The sequence below is a fragment of the Streptomyces lienomycini genome (assembly GCF_027947595.1).
GTDB lineage: Bacteria > Actinomycetota > Actinomycetes > Streptomycetales > Streptomycetaceae > Streptomyces > Streptomyces lienomycini.
On sequence record NZ_CP116257.1, the window covers coordinates 30569 to 47459 of the forward strand.

Sequence of the window (16891 nt, forward strand, 5' to 3'; positions counted from 1 at the left end):
GTGGCGGATCTTGTGCACAGCGTGCGGGAACACATGTGCCCCCTGTCACTGACCCGTGTCGTCGCAGGTCAGGCAGGGGGCGAACATGTTTTCGGAACCTGGGTCGAGCCGGTACTTCCGTCACACCGGCGTCAATGTCCGGGGGGTTATCCACAGATCGTCTTTTCTTTTCCCCATCGTGTGGATAACCCCTGTGGATAACCCGGCGGGCGGCCCTGGGCAGAGCTGCCGACGAGCTGTCTCCGGGCTACTTCCACTGCGTCGAGACGCCGAACCCCGCGGCGATGAAACCGAAGCCCACCACGATGTTCCAGTTGCCCAGAGAGTCGATGGGAAGTGAACCGTCGGTGACGTAGAAGACGACGATCCAGGCCAGGCCGATGACGAACATGGCCAGCATGACCGGCGCGACCCAGCTGCGATTGGTCAGCTTGATACTGGCCGCCTGCTTCGAGGGCGGCGGCGTGTAATCGGCCTTCTTGCGGATACGTGACTTCGGCACGAGGGTCTCTCCTGTCGATGCGCTGCGTGGCCGCGCAGGGAACGGGGGTCGGTCTCGGTATGCGGCGTACATGGGGACAAGGGGACTCCGAGCGCTCCCCCGGGCGTCCGTTAGCGTAGTCCTTCCGTGGCGCCGAAGGAGATAAGGGTACGTTGAGCAATTCTGCCGACTCCCCCGGGACGGGATCCAGCCCTGCCCGCCGGCGCCGTTTCCGGCCCGTGCGGATCCTCACGGCGGCCGTCTTCGCTCTCGCGGGACTTATTTTCTTCACCAGCTTCAATACCGCGAAGGGCACCAATATCCGTACGGACGCCTCTTTGCTCAAGTTGTCCGATCTCATCCATGAGCGCAGCCGGGAGAACGGCGATCTGGAGGAGTCCAACGGAGCACTGCGCGAGGACGTCGAATCGCTCGCCGAACGCGACGACGGCCGTACGAAGTCGGAGGACGACGAGCTCGCGAAGCTGGAGGAGAAGGCGGGCACGCAGAAGCTGAAGGGCGAGGCGATCTCCGTCACACTCGACGACGCCCCGCCGGACGCCACCGCCAAACTCCCCGGATACCCGGAGCCGGAGCCCGACTACCTGGTGATCCACCAGCAGGACCTGCAGGCCGTGGTGAACGCGCTGTGGCAGGGCGGCGCCGAGGGCATCAAGGTCATGGACCAGCGGCTGATCTCCACCAGCGCGGTGCGCTGCGTGGGCAACACGCTGATCCTCCAGGGCCGCGTCTACTCACCGCCGTACAAGATCCAGGCGGTCGGTGACCCGGAGCGGCTGAAGGAGGCGCTGGCGCAGTCGCCGGCGATCCAGAACTACATGGTGTACGTCAACGTGTACGGCCTGGGCTGGAAGGTCGAGGACGACGGGAAGGTCACCTTGCCCGGCTACTCGGGCGCGGCGGACCTGCACTACGCCCAGCCTGTGGATTAGGGCCGTTCCGCCGGGCCCCGCGCCGCTAGTCTGGTGCGGTACGGCGTGCTTCGGGCGCCGTGGTGCGACGGAAGGGACGGCATGTACGGCTGGATCTGGCGGCATCTGCCGGGGAACGCGTGGGTGAAGGCGCTGCTCTCGCTCGTGCTCGCGGTGACCGTGGTCTACGTCCTCTTCCAGTACGTCTTCCCGTGGGCCGAACCGCTGCTCCCCTTCAACGATGTGACGGTGGACAACCAGTGAGCGCGCGCATCCTCGTCGTCGACAACTACGACAGCTTCGTCTTCAACCTGGTCCAGTACCTCTACCAGCTCGGCGCCGAGTGCGAGGTGCTGCGCAACGACGAGGTCTCGACGGCGCACGCCCGGGACGGCTTCGACGGCGTGCTGTTGTCGCCGGGCCCGGGTACGCCGGAGCAGGCGGGCGTGTGCGTCGAGATGGTGCGGCACTGCGCGGCGACCGGGGTGCCGGTCTTCGGCGTCTGCCTGGGCATGCAGTCGATGCAGGTGGCGTACGGCGGTGTGGTGGACCGGGCGCCGGAGCTGCTGCACGGCAAGACCTCGCCCGTCGAGCACACGGGCAAGGGTGTCTTCGCGGGCCTGCCCTCGCCGTTCACCGCGACGCGGTACCACTCGCTGGCCGCCGAGCCGGCCACGGTCCCGGCGGAGCTGGAGGTGACCGCCCGCACGCCCGACGGCATCGTGATGGGCCTGCGCCACCGGGAACTGCCCGTCGAGGGCGTGCAGTTCCATCCGGAGTCGGTACTGACCGAGCACGGGCACCTGATGCTGGCCAACTGGCTGGTGGAGTGCGGCGACCGGGACGCGGTGGCGAGGTCGGCGGGGCTCGCCCCGGTGGTGGGCAGGGCCACGGCGTGACCGCGCTGCGCCCCGAGCGCGACTCCGGCCCGGCCGGTGACCAGGGGCCCCCGTACGGGCAGCCGTACGGGGATCCCGGTGCGTTCGGGGACGGTCGGCACGAGGAGTTCGCCCCCGGGGCGGTGTACCGGCCGCAGCCCGCCGACGACGAGACGGTGGCGCTGCGGGTCCCGGGTCCCCCGCCGGAGCGGACCGCCGTCGGCCTCGCCGGGGACGGCCCCGTGGGCGGTGGCCGCGCGGCCCGCAGGAAGGCCGCGAAACGGCGTCACGGGCGCCGTGGGGCGCCTGGCGGGGCGCCCGTGGGCTCCGAGTCGGACGAGGAGCCGAAAGCGCCCCTGTCGCGCGTGGAGGCCCGTCGGCAGGCTCGTGCGCGCAAGCCCGGCGCGGCGGTGGTCGCCAGTCGGATGATCGGTGAGCTGTTCATCACGACCGGTGTGCTGATGCTGCTGTTCGTCACCTACCAGCTGTGGTGGACGAACGTGCGCGCGCACGCGCAGGCGAACCAGGCCGCCAGCAACCTCCAGGACGACTGGGCGAGCGGCAAGCGCAACCCGGGGACGTTCGAACCGGGTCAGGGGTTCGCACTGCTGCACATCCCCAAGCTGGACGTGGTGGTGCCGATCGCGGAGGGCATCAGCAGCAAGAAGGTGCTGGACCGGGGCATGGTGGGGCACTACGCGGAGGGCGCGCTGAAGACGGCGATGCCGGACGCCAGGACGGGCAACTTCGGGCTCGCCGGGCACCGCAACACGCACGGGGAGCCCTTCCGGTACATCAACAAGCTCCAGCCGGGCGATCCGATCGTGGTGGAGACGCAGGACGAGTACTTCGTCTACAAGATGGCGTCGATCCTGCCGGTGACCTCTCCGAGCAACGTCAGTGTGCTGGAACCCGTCCCGAAGCAGTCGGGCTTCAAGGGGCCCGGCCGCTACATCACCCTGACCACCTGCACTCCCGAGTTCACGAGCAAGTACCGGATGATCGTCTGGGGCAAGATGGTCGAGGAACGGCCGCGCAGCAAGGGCAAGCCGGATGCGCTCGTCAGTTAAGGGCGGATGACCAGTGGCAGCGACCACCGACACGGAGCACCAGGAGCACGCCGGCGAGGACGGCCCACCGGGCCCCGCGGCACCTCGCACGGGGCGGGGCGGCCCCGGGCGGATCGTCGCCCGGGCGGTCAGCGTCTTCGGGGAACTGCTCATCACCGCGGGCCTGGTGATGGGCCTGTTCGTCGTCTACTCGCTGTGGTGGACGAACGTGGTCGCCGACCGCGCGGCGGACCAGCAGGCCGACAAGGTCCGTGACAACTGGGCCCAGGACCGGGTGGGCCCGGAAGGCCCCGGAGCGCTGGACACCAAGGCGGGCATCGGGTTCCTGCACGTCCCCGCGATGGGCGAGGGCGACGTCCTGGTGGAGAAGGGCACGTCGATGAAGATCCTCAACGACGGCGTGGCCGGTTACTACACCGACCCGGTCAAGGCGACGCTGCCCACCTCGGGCAAGGAGGGCAACTTCTCGCTCGCCGCCCACCGCGACGGACACGGCGCGAAGTTCCACAACATCGACAAGATCGAGAAGGGTGACCCGATCGTCTTCGAGACGAAGGACACCTGGTACGTGTACAAGACGTACGCGGTCCTCCCCGAGACCTCGAAGTTCAACGTCGACGTCCTCGGAGGAATCCCCGAGGAGTCCGGCAAGAAGAAGGCCGGCCACTACATCACCCTGACCACCTGCACCCCGGTGTACACGAGCCGCTACCGGTACGTGGTGTGGGGCGAGCTGGTGCGCACGGAGAAGGTGGACGGGGACCGGACGCCGCCGGAGGAACTGCGCTGAGGGCACCCGGGGCCCCTGACCCAGTGAGAAGGCCCCGGTGTGTACGACGAAGCCCCGGCTCCCTCCGTCGAGGGGGCCGGGGCTTCGGTGGGCGGTTCGGGTGGGTCAGCGGCCGAAGCCGGGGAGGCCGCCGAAGCCGCCGCCGTCGTTGCCGCCGTTGTTGCCGTTCTGCTGGCCGGCGGCGAACAGGACGACCTTGTCGCCCTTCTTGACCTCCTGGCCCTCCAGCGGGTTGCTCGCCATCACCACGGCGTTGTCGTCGCCGCCGCCCTCGACCTTGTCCAGTTCCAGGCCGCTCTGGGCGAGGACCTGCTTGGCCTGGCCGACCGTCATCTGGGTGACCTTCGGCATGGCGAACTTCTCGGGCGGTGCCTTGGCGATCTTCACGTTGATCGTGCTGCCGCGGTCGACGTCCTGGCCGCCGCCGGGGGTCTGCTCGAAGATGGTCCCCTCGGCCTGGGCGGTGGATTCCGCCTGCTCCTGGCTGCCGAGGGTCAGGCCCTGCTCCTCCAGACGCTTCTTGGCGTCCTCGGGAGACATGCCGCTCAGGTCCGGCACGGTCACCTGGGACGTCTCCTTGGCGACGGTGAGGGTGACGGTGGCGCCCTTCTCCTTCGAGGCACCGCTCTTCGGGTTCTGGGACAGGACGGTGTCCGGAGTCTGGTTGGACTCCTCGCTCTGCTTCTCGACCTCGAAGCCCTTGTCCTTCAGGGCCGCTTCGGCCTCGCTGAAGGCGAGTCCCTCGACGTCGGGGACCTCGACCTTCGGCGCACCCGTCGAGACGACCAGGTTGACGTTGGTCTGCTTGTCGACCTTGGTGCCCTTCGCGGGGTCCTGCGCGCAGATGTTGCCCTTGGGCTGGTCCTCGCACTCCTGCTGCTTGAAGGTCAGCTTCAGGTCGATGTTGTCGGCCTGCTGCTGGGCGTCGTCCTTGCTGAGGCCGATGAACGTCGGCACCGGGACCTGGTCGTTGCCCGGCCCCCCGTCGCCGCTGAAGGCGTACTTGCCGATCAGGATCGCGCCGACCAGGACGAGGATGCCCGCCAGGACGAGGAAGATCGTGGAGGTGTTCTTCTTGCGGGGCTGCTGGCGGCGCCGGTCGGGGCGGTCGTCGTAGCCGTAGCCGCCGTCGTCCGGGTTCATGGGCGGCAGCATGGTCGTGGCGCCGCCCCCGTCCGAGCGCAGGGCGGTGGTCGGCTGGTCGTCGGGGTAGGCGCCGTAGCCGCCGGCGGCCATGGCGCCCATCGCGGCGGTGGCGGCGACGGGCTGGCCGTCGAGGCAGGCCTCGATGTCGGCGCGCATCTCGTCGGCCGACTGGTAGCGGTAGTCGGGGTCCTTCGTCAGGGCCTTCAGCACGATCGCGTCCATCTCGGGCGTGATCTCGGGGTCGAAGACGCTGGGCGCCTGCGGTTCCTCGCGGACGTGCTGGTAGGCGACGGCGACCGGGGAGTCGCCGACGAAGGGCGGGCGGACCGTGAGCAGCTCGTAGAGCAGGCAGCCCGTGGAGTAGAGGTCGGAGCGCGCGTCGACCTGCTCGCCCTTGGCCTGCTCCGGGGAGAGGTACTGGGCGGTGCCGATCACGGCCGCGGTCTGGGTCATCGTCATGCCGGAGTCGCCCATGGCGCGGGCGATGCCGAAGTCCATGACCTTGACCTGGCCGTCACGCGTCAGCATGACGTTGGCCGGTTTGATGTCGCGGTGGACGATGCCGGCGCGGTGCGAGTACTCCAGGGCCTGGAGGATGCCGATGGTCATCTCCAGTGTCCGCTCCGGCAGCAGTCTGCGGCCGGAGTGGAGAAGCTCACGGAGAGTGGAACCGTCGACGTACTCCATGACGATGTACGGGATGGAGACCCCGTCGATGTAGTCCTCGCCCGTGTCGTAGACCGCCACGATCGCGGGGTGGTTGAGCGAGGCGGCCGACTGGGCCTCCCGGCGGAACCGGGCCTGGAAGGACGGGTCGCGCGCGAGATCCGCGCGCAGCGTCTTCACCGCCACCTGGCGTCCGAGCCTGGTGTCATGAGCGTGGTAAACCTCCGCCATGCCACCACGGCCGAGCACCGGGCCCAGCTCGTACCGGCCGCCGAGGCGACGCGGCTCTTCCATAGCTACCTACCAGCCCTCTCCGTCGGTCCCGACCGGCATGCTTGTACGGTCGGAGGCTGCCGTCCGGCCTACCGTACCCGGCTCTCTGGGGGCCCTTCGGCCAAGCCGGGCAGCCGATACAGGACCGGTATCGCAACGTGCGCCGATGTGAAGGGGACGTGACTCAAGTCACGCCCCGTTCATGGTGTGGTCACTTCTTGCTGTTGATGACGGCCTCCATGACGTTCTTCGCGATCGGTGCCGCGAGGCCGCCGCCGGAGATGTCGTCGCGGACGGCGTTCTCGTCCTCGATCACCACGGCCACGGCGACGGGCGAGCTGCCGTCGTCACCCTTGGCGTACGAGATGAACCAGGCGTAGGGGTTCTTGCTGTTGTTCTCGCCGTGCTGTGCGGTACCGGTCTTGCCACCCACCGTGACGCCGTCGATCCGGGCGTTGGTTCCCGTGCCGTCCTCGACGACGGTCTCCATCATGGACTGGAGGATCTGGGCGTTGTCCGCGGACAGCGGCTTGCTCATCTCCTCGGGGTCCGTCTTCTCGATGGTGTCGAGGTTGGGGGCCTGGAGGGCGTCGACCATGTACGGCTTCATCAGGGTGCCGTTGTTGGCGATGGCCGAGGTGACCATGGCCATCTGCAGCGGGGTGGCGGCGGTGTTGAACTGGCCGATGGAGGAGAGCGCGACCTGTGAGTCGTTCATGTCGTCGGAGAAGACGGAGGCGTTGGAGCGGACCGGGACGAACTGCTCCTCGGTGAAGCCGAACTTCTTGGCGGTCTCCAGCATCTTGTCGTTGCCGAGGTCGTAGCCGAGCTTGCCGAAGACGGTGTTGCAGGAGACGCGCAGGGCCTCGCGGAGGGTGGCGTTCTCGCAGGGCAGGTTGCCCTCGTTCTCCAGCTCCGTGGTGGTGCCGGGCATCGTCCAGGGCAGCGGGGAGTCGGTCTTCTCGTCGGCCGAGTCGTACTTCCCGTGCTCCAGGGCCGCAGCGGCGGTGACCACCTTGAAGGTGGAGCCGGGCGGGTAGACCTCGCGCAGGGCGCGGTTGAGCATCGGGTCGTCGGGGTTGTTCTTCTTCTGCAGCTTGTTCCAGGCCTCGCCGGCGGCCTCGTTGCTGCCCGCGATGACGGTGGGGTCGTAGGAGGGGTAGGAGGCCATCGAGAGGATCTTGCCGGTGGACGGTTCGATCGCGACGACGGCGCCCTTGGCGCCCTGCTTCTTGAGGCCGTCGTAGGCGGCCTTCTGCGCGTCGCTGTTGAGGGTGGTGACGACGTTTCCGCCCTCGCGCTTCTTGCCCGTGATCATGTCGAGGGTGTTGCGGAAGAAGAGCCGGTCGTCGTTGCCGGTGAGGATGCCGTCGTCGATGGCCTCGAGCTGGGTGGCGCCGTAGGCCTGGGAGACGTAGCCGGTGACGGGCGCCCACATGGCGCCGTCCTTGTAGGTGCGCTTGTACTTGAAGTCGCCCTCGGTGGTGGCGTGCGAGGTGATGGCCTTGCCGTCGACGATGATGTCGCCGCGCGGGCTGGCGTACCGCTCGATGGCGACGCGGCGGTTGTGCTCGTCCTCCTTCAGCTCGTCGGCCTGGACGTACTGGAGCCAGTTGTCCCGGATGAGGAGGGTGAGGACGAGGAGGCCGCAGAAGATCGCGATCCGGCGCAGTGGCTTGTTCACGGGCGGACCACCTGGGTCATCTCTGCGTCGGGGTTGGCGGGCGCGGCGGGTGCCGGTCTGCGCGCGGTGTCGCTGATGCGCAGCAGAATGCCGATCAACGCCCAGTTGGCGATGACGGAGGAGCCTCCGTAGGCCAGGAAGGGCATGGTCATACCGGTGAGCGGGATGAGGCCCATGACACCGCCGGCGACGACGAAGACCTGGAGGGCGAAGGCGCCGGAGAGGCCGATGGCGAGGAGCTTGCCGAAGGGGTCGCGGGCGGCGAGGGCGGTGCGCACGCCGCGTTCCACGATCAACGCGTAGAGCAGGAGCAGGGCCATGAGGCCGGCGAGGCCGAGTTCCTCGCCGAAGGTGGCGAGGATGAAGTCGGAGTTGGCGGCGAAGCGGATCAGCTCGGAGTGGCCCTGGCCCCAGCCGGTGCCGAGGGTGCCGCCGGAGCCGAAGGCCCACAGGGCCTGCATGGCCTGTTCGGAGTGGCCGCCCTGGCCCGCGCGGGAGAGCGTGTACTCGCGCATCGGGTCGAGCCAGGCGTCCACGCGCTGCTTGATGTGGGGTTCGAAGCTGGCCACGCCGACGGCGCCGACCGCGGACATCAGCATGCCGAAGACGATCCAGCTGGTCCGCTCGGTGGCGACGTACAGCATGATCACGAACATGCCGAAGAAGAGCAGCGAGGTGCCGAGGTCGGTCTCGAAGACGAGGATGAGGATCGAGACGACCCAGACGACCAGGATGGGGCCGAGGTCGCGCCCGCGGGGCAGGTAGAGGCCCATGAAGCGGCGGCTGGCCAGGGCGAGCGCGTCGCGCTTCACCATCAGGTAGCCGGCGAAGAAGATCGCGAGGACGATCTTGGCGAACTCGCCGGGCTGGATGGAGAACGAGCCGACCTGGATCCAGATCTTGGCGCCGTAGATGTTCTTGCCGAGACCCGGTACGAGCGGGAGCAGCAGCAGGAACAGGGCGCCGACCATGGAGATGTAGGTGTAGCGCTGCAGGACGCGGTGGTCCTTGAGGAAGATCATCACGGCGACGAACAGGGCGATGCCCATCGCGGTGTACATCAGCTGGCGGGGTGCGGCGGTGCCGGCCTGCTCGATGTCCTGGAGCAGTTCGGACTGGTCCAGGCGCCAGATGGCGACGAGTCCGAGGCCGTTGAGCAGGGTGGCCAGCGGCAGCAGCAGCGGGTCGGCGTACGGGGCGAACTTGCGCACGACGAGGTGGCCGACGCCGGCCAGCAGGCCGAGGCCGAGGCCGTAGCTCAGCAGCCCTGCGGGCACCTCGTCGTTGATGGCCAGGCCCACGTTGGCGTAGGCGAAGACCGGGATGAGGACGGCGAACACGAGCAGAGCCAGCTCGGTGTTGCGCCGGCTCGGGGCGCCGATGGCGCCGATCGTGGACGTGTGGTGCGTCGACGGGTTGGTAGTACTGCTCATCGTGTGACGGGGCCTCTCACGGCTTGCCTACTGCTTACCGCACAGCGAGACGACCTTCTGCTCTTCCTCCGAGAGGGTCGGTCCTGAGCCTGGAGTGGGTGCGGTCGTGGACGGGGACTCGGACGATTCGGGTGCCTCGGGCTCTCCCGACGGGTTCGGGCTCGGCGAGGCCTTGGACGTGAGGGAGGCGGGGGTGGTTCCCGTGGTGCCTCCGGCCTCGCCCTCGCCCGTCTTCGCGTTCTTCTCGGTCTCCGCGGTGCGCCGGTCGGCCTGCTTCTTGCAGGCGGAGGCCTGTACCGCCAGTTCCTCGATCTTGGCCCGGGCGTCGTTGAGGTCGCTCTCGGGGATGGTGGCCTCGACCAGTTTCTGCTGGTAGGGCGGCAGGTACTTGAGTTCGATCTCGGGGTGGTCCTTCTGGACCTTCGAGAGCGAGACCCAGGCGAGGTCCTGGCTGATGCCCCGGTACAGCGCGAGGTGGTCGTCGCTGGTGCCGACGTAGTACTGGGTCTGGGTCCAGCGCCAGCCGCCGTACGTGCCGCCGCCGATGACGGCGAGGGCGAGCACGGTGTAGAGGGATCTCTTCAGCCACCTGCGGCTCTTGCGGGGCTTGACGAAGTCGTCGGGCCCGTAGTCGTCGAAGCCGCCGGCCGGGATGTAGCCGGTGGTGTCGCCGCTGCCGGGCGGGCCGAACTCGCCGCCCCCGCCGTGCCGGCCGCCGCCCTGGCGGCCCAGGCCGGCGGCGCGGCCGGCCGGGGTCTGCATGATGCCGTTGTCGCCCATCTGGGCCTGGTTCTCGGCGACGGCGCCGACGACCACGGGGGTGTCGGAGAGCTGTCCGGCGAGGGTGTCGCCGGTGTCGAGGTCCAGGACGTCGGCGACGATGACGGTGATGTTGTCGGGGCCGCCGCCGCGCAGGGCGAGCTGGATCAGTTCCTGGACGGTCTCCTGGGGGCCCTGGTAGCTGGCGAGGGTGTCCTCCATCGTCTGGTGGGAGACGACGCCGGAGAGTCCGTCGGAGCAGATGAGGTAGCGGTCGCCGGCCCGCACCTCGCGGATGGACAGGTCGGGTTCGACGTGGTCGCCGCTGCCGAGGGCGCGCATCAGCAGGGAGCGCTGCGGGTGGGTGCCCGCCTCCTCCTCGGTGATGCGGCCTTCGTCGACGAGGCGCTGGACCCAGGTGTGGTCCTGCGTGATCTGGGTGAGGACGCCGTCGCGCAGGAGGTAGGCGCGGGAGTCGCCGACGTGGACCATGCCCAGGCGCTGGCCGGTCCACAGCAGGGCGGTCAGGGTGGTGCCCATGCCCTCCAGGGCCGGGTCCTCCTCGACCATCTGCCGCAGCTGGTCGTTGGCGCGCTGGACGGCGTGGCCGAGGGAGGTGAGGACGTCGGAGCCGGGTACGTCGTCGTCGAGGGCGACGATGGTGGAGATCACCTCGGAGGAGGCGACCTCACCGGCGGCCTGGCCGCCCATGCCGTCGGCGATGGCGAGCAGGCGGGGGCCGGCGTAGCCGGAGTCCTCGTTGCCCTCCCGGATCATGCCCTTGTGGGAACCGGCGGCGAAGCGCAGTGACAGACTCATGCGCACCTCGCCCGTCGGCTCCGACTGCAGCCGGTCGTGTCGAGCCACACTGCCCACCCTCCGGTCGGGAGCGCGCCGGGGCCCGGGGTGCCGGCCGCCGCCGCGTGCTCGCTCCGCTCGCGCTCATTCATTGGTGTAGCACTACTTCCGCAGCTCGATGACGGTCTTGCCGATGCGGATCGGCGCCCCCGGACCAATCGGTGTGGGGGTCGTCAGCCGGGACCGGTCCAGGTAGGTGCCGTTGGTGGAGCCCAGGTCCTCGACGATCCACTGCCCGTTCTGGTCCGGGTAGATCCTGGCATGGCGGCTGGAGGCGTAGTCGTCGTCCAGGACGATCGTCGAGTCGTGTGCCCGGCCGAGCGTGATGGTCTGGCCCTGGAGGGCAACGGTGGTGCCGGTGAGGGTGCCCTCCGTCACGACCAGTTTGGTGGGAGCGCCTCGGCGGCCGCGGCCGCCGCTGGGCTGCTGGCGCTGCGGCGGAGGCGCCTGGCCCTGGCGCGTGGCGGTCTGCTGCGGTCGGGCGGCGTCGCGCCGCGCGCCGCGCTGGGTGACTCGCGTACCGAACAGGTCGCTGCGGATGACCTGCACGGCCACGATCACGAACAGCCACAGTACGGCGAGAAAGCCCAGCCGCATGACCGTGAGGGTCAGCTCTGACATTGCCCCCGGATCACCCTTCGGCTTGCCTGTAGATAACGGTGGTGCTGCCCACGACGATGCGTGAGCCGTCGCGGAGCGTAGCGCGGGTGGTGTGCTGTCCGTCCACCACGATGCCGTTGGTGGACCCGAGGTCCTGGATCGTGGTGGGCGTTCCGGGCCGGATCTCGCAGTGCCGGCGGGAGACGCCGGGGTCGTCGATCCGCACGTCGGCCTCGGTGCTGCGGCCCATCACGAGCGTCGCGCGGGAGATCTGGTGGCGGGTGCCGTTGATCTCGATCCAGTGGCGGGTGCGTCCGCCGGGCGCGGGTGCGGCCGGGGGCTGCTGGCCGCCCGCGGGCGGCGGGTAGCCGTATCCGCCGGTGCGTCCGCCGGGCGGTGGCGCGGACGGCATGGGCGGGGCGCCCGCGGGGAGGCGGGCGGCGGGTAGCCGTAGCCGCCGCCGGGGCCGCCGGGCCGCGCCGGGGTGCCGGCGGGGCGGCGGGGCTCGCGGGGGCCGGGCCGCCCTGGTGGCTGCTGGAGGAGGCGAGCGTACGGCTGCGCACCCGGTACAGGCCGGTGTCGAGGTCGTCCGCCTTCTCCAGGTGGACCTTGATCGGTCCCATGAAGGTGTAGCGCTGCTGCTTCGCGTAGTCGCGGACCATGCCGGCCAGTTCGTCGCCGAGCTGGCCGGAGTAGGGGCTGAGGCGCTCGAAGTCGGGCGTGCTCAGTTCCACGATGAAGTCGTTGGGTACGACGGTGCGGTCGCGGTTCCAGATGGTCGCGTTGTTGTCGCATTCGCGCTGGAGCGCTCCCGCGATCTCCACGGGCTGCACCTCGGACTTGAACACCTTCGCGAAGGTGCCGTTGACCAGACCTTCGAGACGCTGCTCGAACTTCTTCAGGACTCCCATGGGGCACCTCCTCCGTCGCTGCCGTCCTGTCCACTGCCGTGCGTACTGCTGCCGTGCGTCCTGCCTGCCGCGCCGCCGGTGTGCGGACCGCTCATCCGTGCCCTGCCCACCTGGTACTGCTTACTGATCGTATCCACGCGCCGGTCGATCGGCTGGTTCCCCCTGTCGGCCCGGTCGACGGGTGTCGACGCCTCTCGGAGTTCCCGCCGGAGCTCGACTTCGAACTCCCGGGGACCTTCGGGGACGCGCTCCCTCGGGTACTCATGCCCAGGATCGTAGAGGCGGCCGCCAACCAGTGTCCCGCACCTGACCGCGGACCCCTACCGGCTCCTGGGGAGACGGGCCGGACCGGTACGAGGTTGATACGTGAACGGCCACGGGTCGACACGAGTGCCCGAAGGAGGGCGCGCGCCCTGGTCCGGCGGTTTCAAGGGATGTGAATCCGCCCCGTCCACCGTGCTAATGTTCTCGTGTCGGAAGGCGCCGCACCGCAAGGAACGGCCCGGAAAACACACCCAATGCGCGGGTGGCGGAATAGGCAGACGCGCTGGATTCAGGTTCCAGTGCCCGCAAGGGCGTGGGGGTTCAACTCCCCCCTCGCGCACCAGCCGGAAGCCCCCCAGGTCTCGGACCTGGGGGGCTTTCGCATGTCCGGGCGCGGGGGCCCGCGGTGCGTGCGCTGTGAGGAAGGTCTCAGGACTCCTGGTGCCACAGCGCCGGCACGTTGGGCGGCTCCCAGCCCGTCATCGACGTGTGCGCCTGGAGGCACCGGTAGGAGCGGCCGCCGTACGTCACCCGGTCACCCGCGGTGTAGGCGTGGCCGCTCGCCCAGGTGCCGCCGGGCGGGTCGGTGGGCGGGTCCGTGGGCGGGTCGGTGGGGCCGGTGTCGCCGTCCACGTTCATGACGAAGTCGAAGGTGCCCTCCTTGCCGCCGCCGGCGCCGCGGACGTTCATCAGCAGGGCCGGGTCGAAGATCATGTCCGTGCTGTTGCGGGGTTCGCCGGGGAAGTAGAGCTGGGTGGTCAGCACGGGCTCGCCGGGGGCCTGCACCTTGACGTGGATGTGCCGGGTGCGGCCGGGATAGAGGCCGGGGACGATCGTCTTCAGGGTGAAGGCGCCGGTGGCGTCGCTGAACTGGTGGCCGCGGAAGGTGTACCCGGCCATGTCGTAGTCGCCGTTGTCGTCGGCCTGCCAGAAGTCGAGGAGCACGCCGGACAGCGGGGCGCAGTTCCGGCCGAAGACGTAGCCGCTGACGGTGAGCGGGGTGCCCGGGGTGCCGGGGGTGACCAGGCTGGTGCGCAGCGGGGAGTTCGGCTTGAAGTACGGGCCCTCCATCTGGTCGGGCGTCAGGTCGTCGCCGTCGTCGCAGTACGGGGTCGGCGTCAGGGTCCGTCCGTGGGAGGAGCGGGCCGCGTCCCGGGCCAGCGCGACCCCGCCGGTGGCGAGCAGCGGGACGGCGGCGCCGGCGGCGACGGCCGCCCTGAGCAGCGTCTTGCGGCTGATGCCGCGGTCGCCGCCGGAGCCCGGGACGGGTCCGGGCCCGCGCCCGGGGACGGGCGCGTCGGGGGTGGTGGGGGTGTCGGAGGTCATGGCGGTTCCTCGGTCTCCTCGGTGGGTGGTCCCTGGGGAAGCTGGACGGGACGTGCGACATCCGGGACGTCGGGGACAGGGAGCGCGCCCGCCGGCGCGGGGCAGGCTGCAGTGATTGCTTCGGCGGACGCGCTCCGTGGTGATCGCTGGACACCGTAGGCGCCCCGGCGGGGGCGGGGGCACCTCCTGTTCCGCCCCCTGCCCGGCGTTATGCGGGCACCCGGCCGCCGCCCGTGTGCCCGCGGTGCGGCCGGGGGTACGGTCGTGCCGCGCCGGCGCCGAGGCACGGACCGGTCCGGCGTGGGCAGGCACGGCACGTCGTGGCGACGCGCGGGCACGGACGAGTACGGGGAGGGGCGGCCGGGATGACCGGGGCGACGGCGGGGACGGGCACGGAGGCGGCGGCCGGCACGCGGGCGGCGGCCGGGGTGGGGCGGCAGGGGGGCGTGCGGATACCGGTCGTGCCGGGGTTCGCGCGCCGGATCGCGGACCGCTCGCCGAAGGCGGAGGGTTCACCGAAGGCCGAGGGCAAGGCACTGCGTACGCGCGTCCCGCGGTCCGCGCACGCGGCGTTCGACCCGGGCGCCGCCCGGCCGGACGCGGTGAGCGCGGTCGAGGAGTCCAACCGCGGCCGCATACCGGGGCTCGCACCGATCCGGGCCGGGCGGATGGCCGCCACGCCGTTCGCCTTCCTGCGCGGGTCGGCCGGCCTGATGGCCCACGACCTGGCGCGTACGCCGGTGACCGGGATCGGCGCGCAGATCTGCGGCGACGCGCACGCCGCGAACTTCGGTCTCTACGGCGACGCCCGCGGCGGCCTGGTCATCGACCTGAACGACTTCGACGAGACGGCCCACGGCCCCTGGGAGTGGGACCTCAAGCGGCTCGCCGCCTCGCTCGTCCTCGCGGGCCGGGAGGCCGGTGCCGACGAGGACACCTGCCGCGAGGCCGCCCACGACGCGACCGGCGCCTACCGGCGCACCATGCGGCTGCTGGCGAGGCTCCCCGCGCTGGACGCCTGGAACGCCATCGCGGACGAGGAGCTGGTCTCCCACACCGACGCCCACGACCTGCTCGGCACCCTGGAGCGGGTGTCCGAGAAGGCGCGGGCCAACACCAGCGGACGCTTCGCCGCGAGGTCCACCGAACCCGCCGACGACGGGGGGCGGCGCTTCGTGGACGCGGCGCCGGTACTGCGCCGGGTGACGGACGCCGAGGCGGCGGCGGTCGCGGGCGCCCTGGAGGGATACCTGGGCACGCTCTCCGAGGACCGGCTGCCGCTGCTGGCCCGGTACGCGGTGCACGACGTGGCCTTCCGGGTCGTGGGCACCGGCAGCGTGGGCACGCGCTCGTACGTCGTGCTGCTCCTGGACCACCGGGGCGAGCCGCTCGTCCTCCAGGTCAAGGAGGCCCGGCCGTCCGCGCTGCTGCCCCACCTCGCCGCCGTCGGGTTCGACGCCCCCGGGGCCGCGCACGAGGGGCGCCGGGTGGTCCTGGGGCAGAAGCGGATGCAGGTGGTCAGCGACATCCTGCTGGGCTGGACGTCGGTCGAGGGGCGGCCCTTCCAGGTGCGTCAGTTCCGCAACCGCAAGGGCAGCGTCGACCCCGCGGCCCTGGCCGCCGACCAGCTGGACGACTACGGCCGGATGACCGGCGCCCTGCTGGCCCGCGCCCACGCGCACAGCGCCGACCCGCGGTCCGTCGCGGGCTACTGCGGCAAGAACGAGGAACTGGACGAGGCGGTGGCCGCCTTCGCCGTCGCCTACGCCGACCGCACCGAGTCGGACCACGCGGAACTGGTGGGCGCGGTACGCACGGGGCGGATCGCGGCGGAACTGGGGGTGTGAGGGCGGCCCCGGACCGGCGGGCCCGCCCGTCGGGCCGGGGCGGCGGGACCGTCCGCGAGGCTGCCGGGAAGACCGTCGGGGGCGGGTCGATCGTGGCCTAGGCTGGTCGGGTGACGACGCCGGAAGCTGAGCCCGAGCAGGGGGGTGCGCCGCGTCCCGAGGAACGGCTGGAACAGGCCGTACGGGCCGCCGAGCAGGCACTCATCGAGTACGAGATCGCGCTGGAGACCTTCCGCGTGGAGGTCGAGAACTTCTCCCGGCTGCACGAGCAGCGTCTCGGCCCGGTGTACGCCCGGCTCGAGGAGCTGGAGGCGCAGATCCTGGAGGCCAGGGCGGCCCGCTCAGGCGACGCCGCCGACCGGCGCCGGGCGGACGAGGCGCGCGCCCGGCTGATGCCGATCCCCGGGGTCGAGGAGCTGCTGAACGGCTGGATGGACGGGGACGGCCTGTTCCCCGAGGCCACGGCGATGCTCACGGACCAGGCGGTACGGCCCCCGCAGCGGGTGCGGCCCGGTGAGGAGGCCCGCAAGCTCTACCGCGAGCTGGCCCGCAAGGCGCACCCGGACCTCGCGCAGGAGGAGGACGAGCGGGTCCGCCGTGAGGAGTTCATCACCCGCGTCAACGCCGCCTACGCCCGCGGCGACGTGGCCGAACTGCGCGAGCTGGCCGAGGAGTGGGCCGCCGGGCCGGTGCCCGAGCGCCGCCCGAGCCACGGCGAGGAGCTGTACGCCCGGCTCGAATGGCTCGACCGGCGCAAGGAGATGCTCACCCTGCTCGCCAAGGAGCTGGAGGACAGCGCGATCGGCGCCATGCTGCGGCTGGCCCCCGACGACCCCGACCGGCTCCTCGAGGAGATCGCCGAGCAGCTGGCGACGCAGGTGCGTGAGCGGGAGGCGGAGCTGGCGGGGGTCCGCGGGCAGGACTGATCCGGGCGGCGGCTCCGGTAGCGTCTGGGGCATGAGTTTCGGAGCTG

At 70.7% G+C, this 16891-nt stretch carries 14 protein-coding genes, 1 tRNA gene and 1 pseudogene; 8 read left to right on the forward strand and 8 right to left on the reverse strand.

The genetic code is table 11. The features are described 5' to 3' along the window. Positions 1–247 precede the first annotated feature (247 nt). The gene (gene crgA, locus BJ961_RS00130; RefSeq protein ID WP_031036484.1) at positions 248–502 is read right to left on the reverse strand and encodes a cell division protein CrgA; all 255 of its coding nucleotides are present in this window, start codon (positions 500–502) and stop codon (positions 248–250) included. Between the two features lie 152 nt (positions 503–654). On the opposite strand from crgA, the gene BJ961_RS00135 reads away from it, so the two are divergent. The 5 genes from BJ961_RS00135 to BJ961_RS00155 all read left to right on the forward strand — a co-directional run bounded on the left by BJ961_RS00135 (position 655) and on the right by BJ961_RS00155 (position 4151). Then, positions 655–1434, forward strand: a complete 780-nt coding sequence (locus BJ961_RS00135; RefSeq protein WP_271319295.1) for a DUF881 domain-containing protein — start codon at positions 655–657, stop codon at positions 1432–1434. 81 nt (positions 1435–1515) lie between these two features. Further along, positions 1516–1677 (forward strand): hypothetical protein, encoded by a 162-nt coding sequence (locus BJ961_RS00140; RefSeq protein WP_271319296.1) that lies wholly within the window; start codon positions 1516–1518, stop codon positions 1675–1677. Beyond that, on the forward strand, positions 1674–2312 hold the full coding sequence (locus BJ961_RS00145; protein WP_271319297.1) for an aminodeoxychorismate/anthranilate synthase component II: 639 nt from the start codon (positions 1674–1676) through the stop codon (positions 2310–2312). Before BJ961_RS00140 ends, BJ961_RS00145 begins: the two co-directional genes overlap by 4 nt. Beyond that, complete coding sequence (locus tag BJ961_RS00150; protein ID WP_271319298.1) at positions 2309–3361, forward strand: class E sortase; 1053 nt, start codon at positions 2309–2311, stop codon at positions 3359–3361. The genes BJ961_RS00145 and BJ961_RS00150 overlap by 4 nt, the downstream gene beginning before the upstream one ends. 13 nt (positions 3362–3374) lie before the next feature. Beyond that, positions 3375–4151: a class E sortase gene (locus tag BJ961_RS00155; RefSeq protein WP_271319299.1), complete on the forward strand. Its 777-nt coding sequence runs from the start codon at positions 3375–3377 to the stop codon at positions 4149–4151. 105 nt (positions 4152–4256) lie between these two features. Here BJ961_RS00155 and pknB read toward each other — a convergent pair whose 3' ends face one another. From pknB to fhaA, 6 genes and pseudogenes are all read right to left on the reverse strand, one after another. Further along, entirely contained in the window at positions 4257–6257 is a 2001-nt protein-coding gene (gene pknB, locus BJ961_RS00160) for a Stk1 family PASTA domain-containing Ser/Thr kinase (RefSeq protein WP_271319300.1), read from the reverse strand. A gap of 190 nt (positions 6258–6447) precedes the next feature. Beyond that, positions 6448–7920, reverse strand: coding sequence for a peptidoglycan D,D-transpeptidase FtsI family protein (locus tag BJ961_RS00165; RefSeq protein ID WP_271319301.1), 1473 nt, complete (start codon positions 7918–7920; stop codon positions 6448–6450). Beyond that, positions 7917–9353 (reverse strand): FtsW/RodA/SpoVE family cell cycle protein, encoded by a 1437-nt coding sequence (locus tag BJ961_RS00170; RefSeq protein WP_271319302.1) that lies wholly within the window; start codon positions 9351–9353, stop codon positions 7917–7919. Before BJ961_RS00170 ends, BJ961_RS00165 begins: the two co-directional genes overlap by 4 nt. Positions 9354–9380: 27 nt before the next feature. Next, positions 9381–10931, reverse strand: coding sequence for a Stp1/IreP family PP2C-type Ser/Thr phosphatase (locus tag BJ961_RS00175; protein ID WP_271319303.1), 1551 nt, complete (start codon positions 10929–10931; stop codon positions 9381–9383). A 141-nt stretch (positions 10932–11072) separates the two neighbouring features. Continuing rightward, the gene (gene fhaB, locus BJ961_RS00180) at positions 11073–11591 is read right to left on the reverse strand and encodes an antibiotic biosynthesis regulator FhaB (protein ID WP_271319304.1); all 519 of its coding nucleotides are present in this window, start codon (positions 11589–11591) and stop codon (positions 11073–11075) included. Positions 11592–11601: 10 nt separating this feature from the next. After that, positions 11602–12481, reverse strand: a pseudogene (gene fhaA, locus BJ961_RS00185) (antibiotic biosynthesis regulator FhaA). Between the two features lie 520 nt (positions 12482–13001). Between fhaA and BJ961_RS00190 the strand changes: the two are divergent. Then, positions 13002–13088: transfer RNA gene (locus tag BJ961_RS00190), tRNA-Leu, on the forward strand. Between the two features lie 86 nt (positions 13089–13174). Here BJ961_RS00190 and BJ961_RS00195 read toward each other — a convergent pair. Then, positions 13175–14071, reverse strand: a complete 897-nt coding sequence (locus tag BJ961_RS00195) for a carbohydrate-binding protein (RefSeq protein ID WP_271319305.1) — start codon at positions 14069–14071, stop codon at positions 13175–13177. 365 nt (positions 14072–14436) lie between these two features. On the opposite strand from BJ961_RS00195, the gene BJ961_RS00200 reads away from it, so the two are divergent. Together BJ961_RS00200 and BJ961_RS00205 are read left to right on the forward strand one after the other, a co-directional pair. Continuing rightward, positions 14437–15918 carry a DUF2252 domain-containing protein gene (locus BJ961_RS00200; RefSeq protein ID WP_271319306.1) on the forward strand — a complete coding sequence of 494 codons (1482 nt, stop codon included), beginning with the start codon at positions 14437–14439 and terminating at the stop codon, positions 15916–15918. Positions 15919–16028: 110 nt separating this feature from the next. Then, a complete protein-coding gene (locus BJ961_RS00205) occupies positions 16029–16844 on the forward strand; it encodes a hypothetical protein (RefSeq protein ID WP_271319307.1) in 816 nt (271 codons plus the stop codon). Positions 16845–16891: the final 47 nt, after the last annotated feature.

Excerpts from the sequence above, each read along its gene's own strand:
- BJ961_RS00195 (WP_271319305.1), bottom strand. The coding sequence starts at position 14,071 with ATGACCTCCGACACCCCCACCACCCCCGACGCGCCCGTCCCCGGGCGC.
- BJ961_RS00200 (WP_271319306.1), top strand. The coding sequence starts at position 14,437 with ATGACCGGGGCGACGGCGGGGACGGGCACGGAGGCGGCGGCCGGCACG.
- pknB (WP_271319300.1), bottom strand. The coding sequence starts at position 6,257 with ATGGAAGAGCCGCGTCGCCTCGGCGGCCGGTACGAGCTGGGCCCGGTG.
- BJ961_RS00170 (WP_271319302.1), bottom strand. The coding sequence starts at position 9,353 with ATGAGCAGTACTACCAACCCGTCGACGCACCACACGTCCACGATCGGC.
- fhaB (WP_271319304.1), bottom strand. The coding sequence starts at position 11,591 with ATGTCAGAGCTGACCCTCACGGTCATGCGGCTGGGCTTTCTCGCCGTA.
- BJ961_RS00175 (WP_271319303.1), bottom strand. The coding sequence starts at position 10,931 with ATGAGTCTGTCACTGCGCTTCGCCGCCGGTTCCCACAAGGGCATGATC.
- BJ961_RS00140 (WP_271319296.1), top strand. The coding sequence starts at position 1,516 with ATGTACGGCTGGATCTGGCGGCATCTGCCGGGGAACGCGTGGGTGAAG.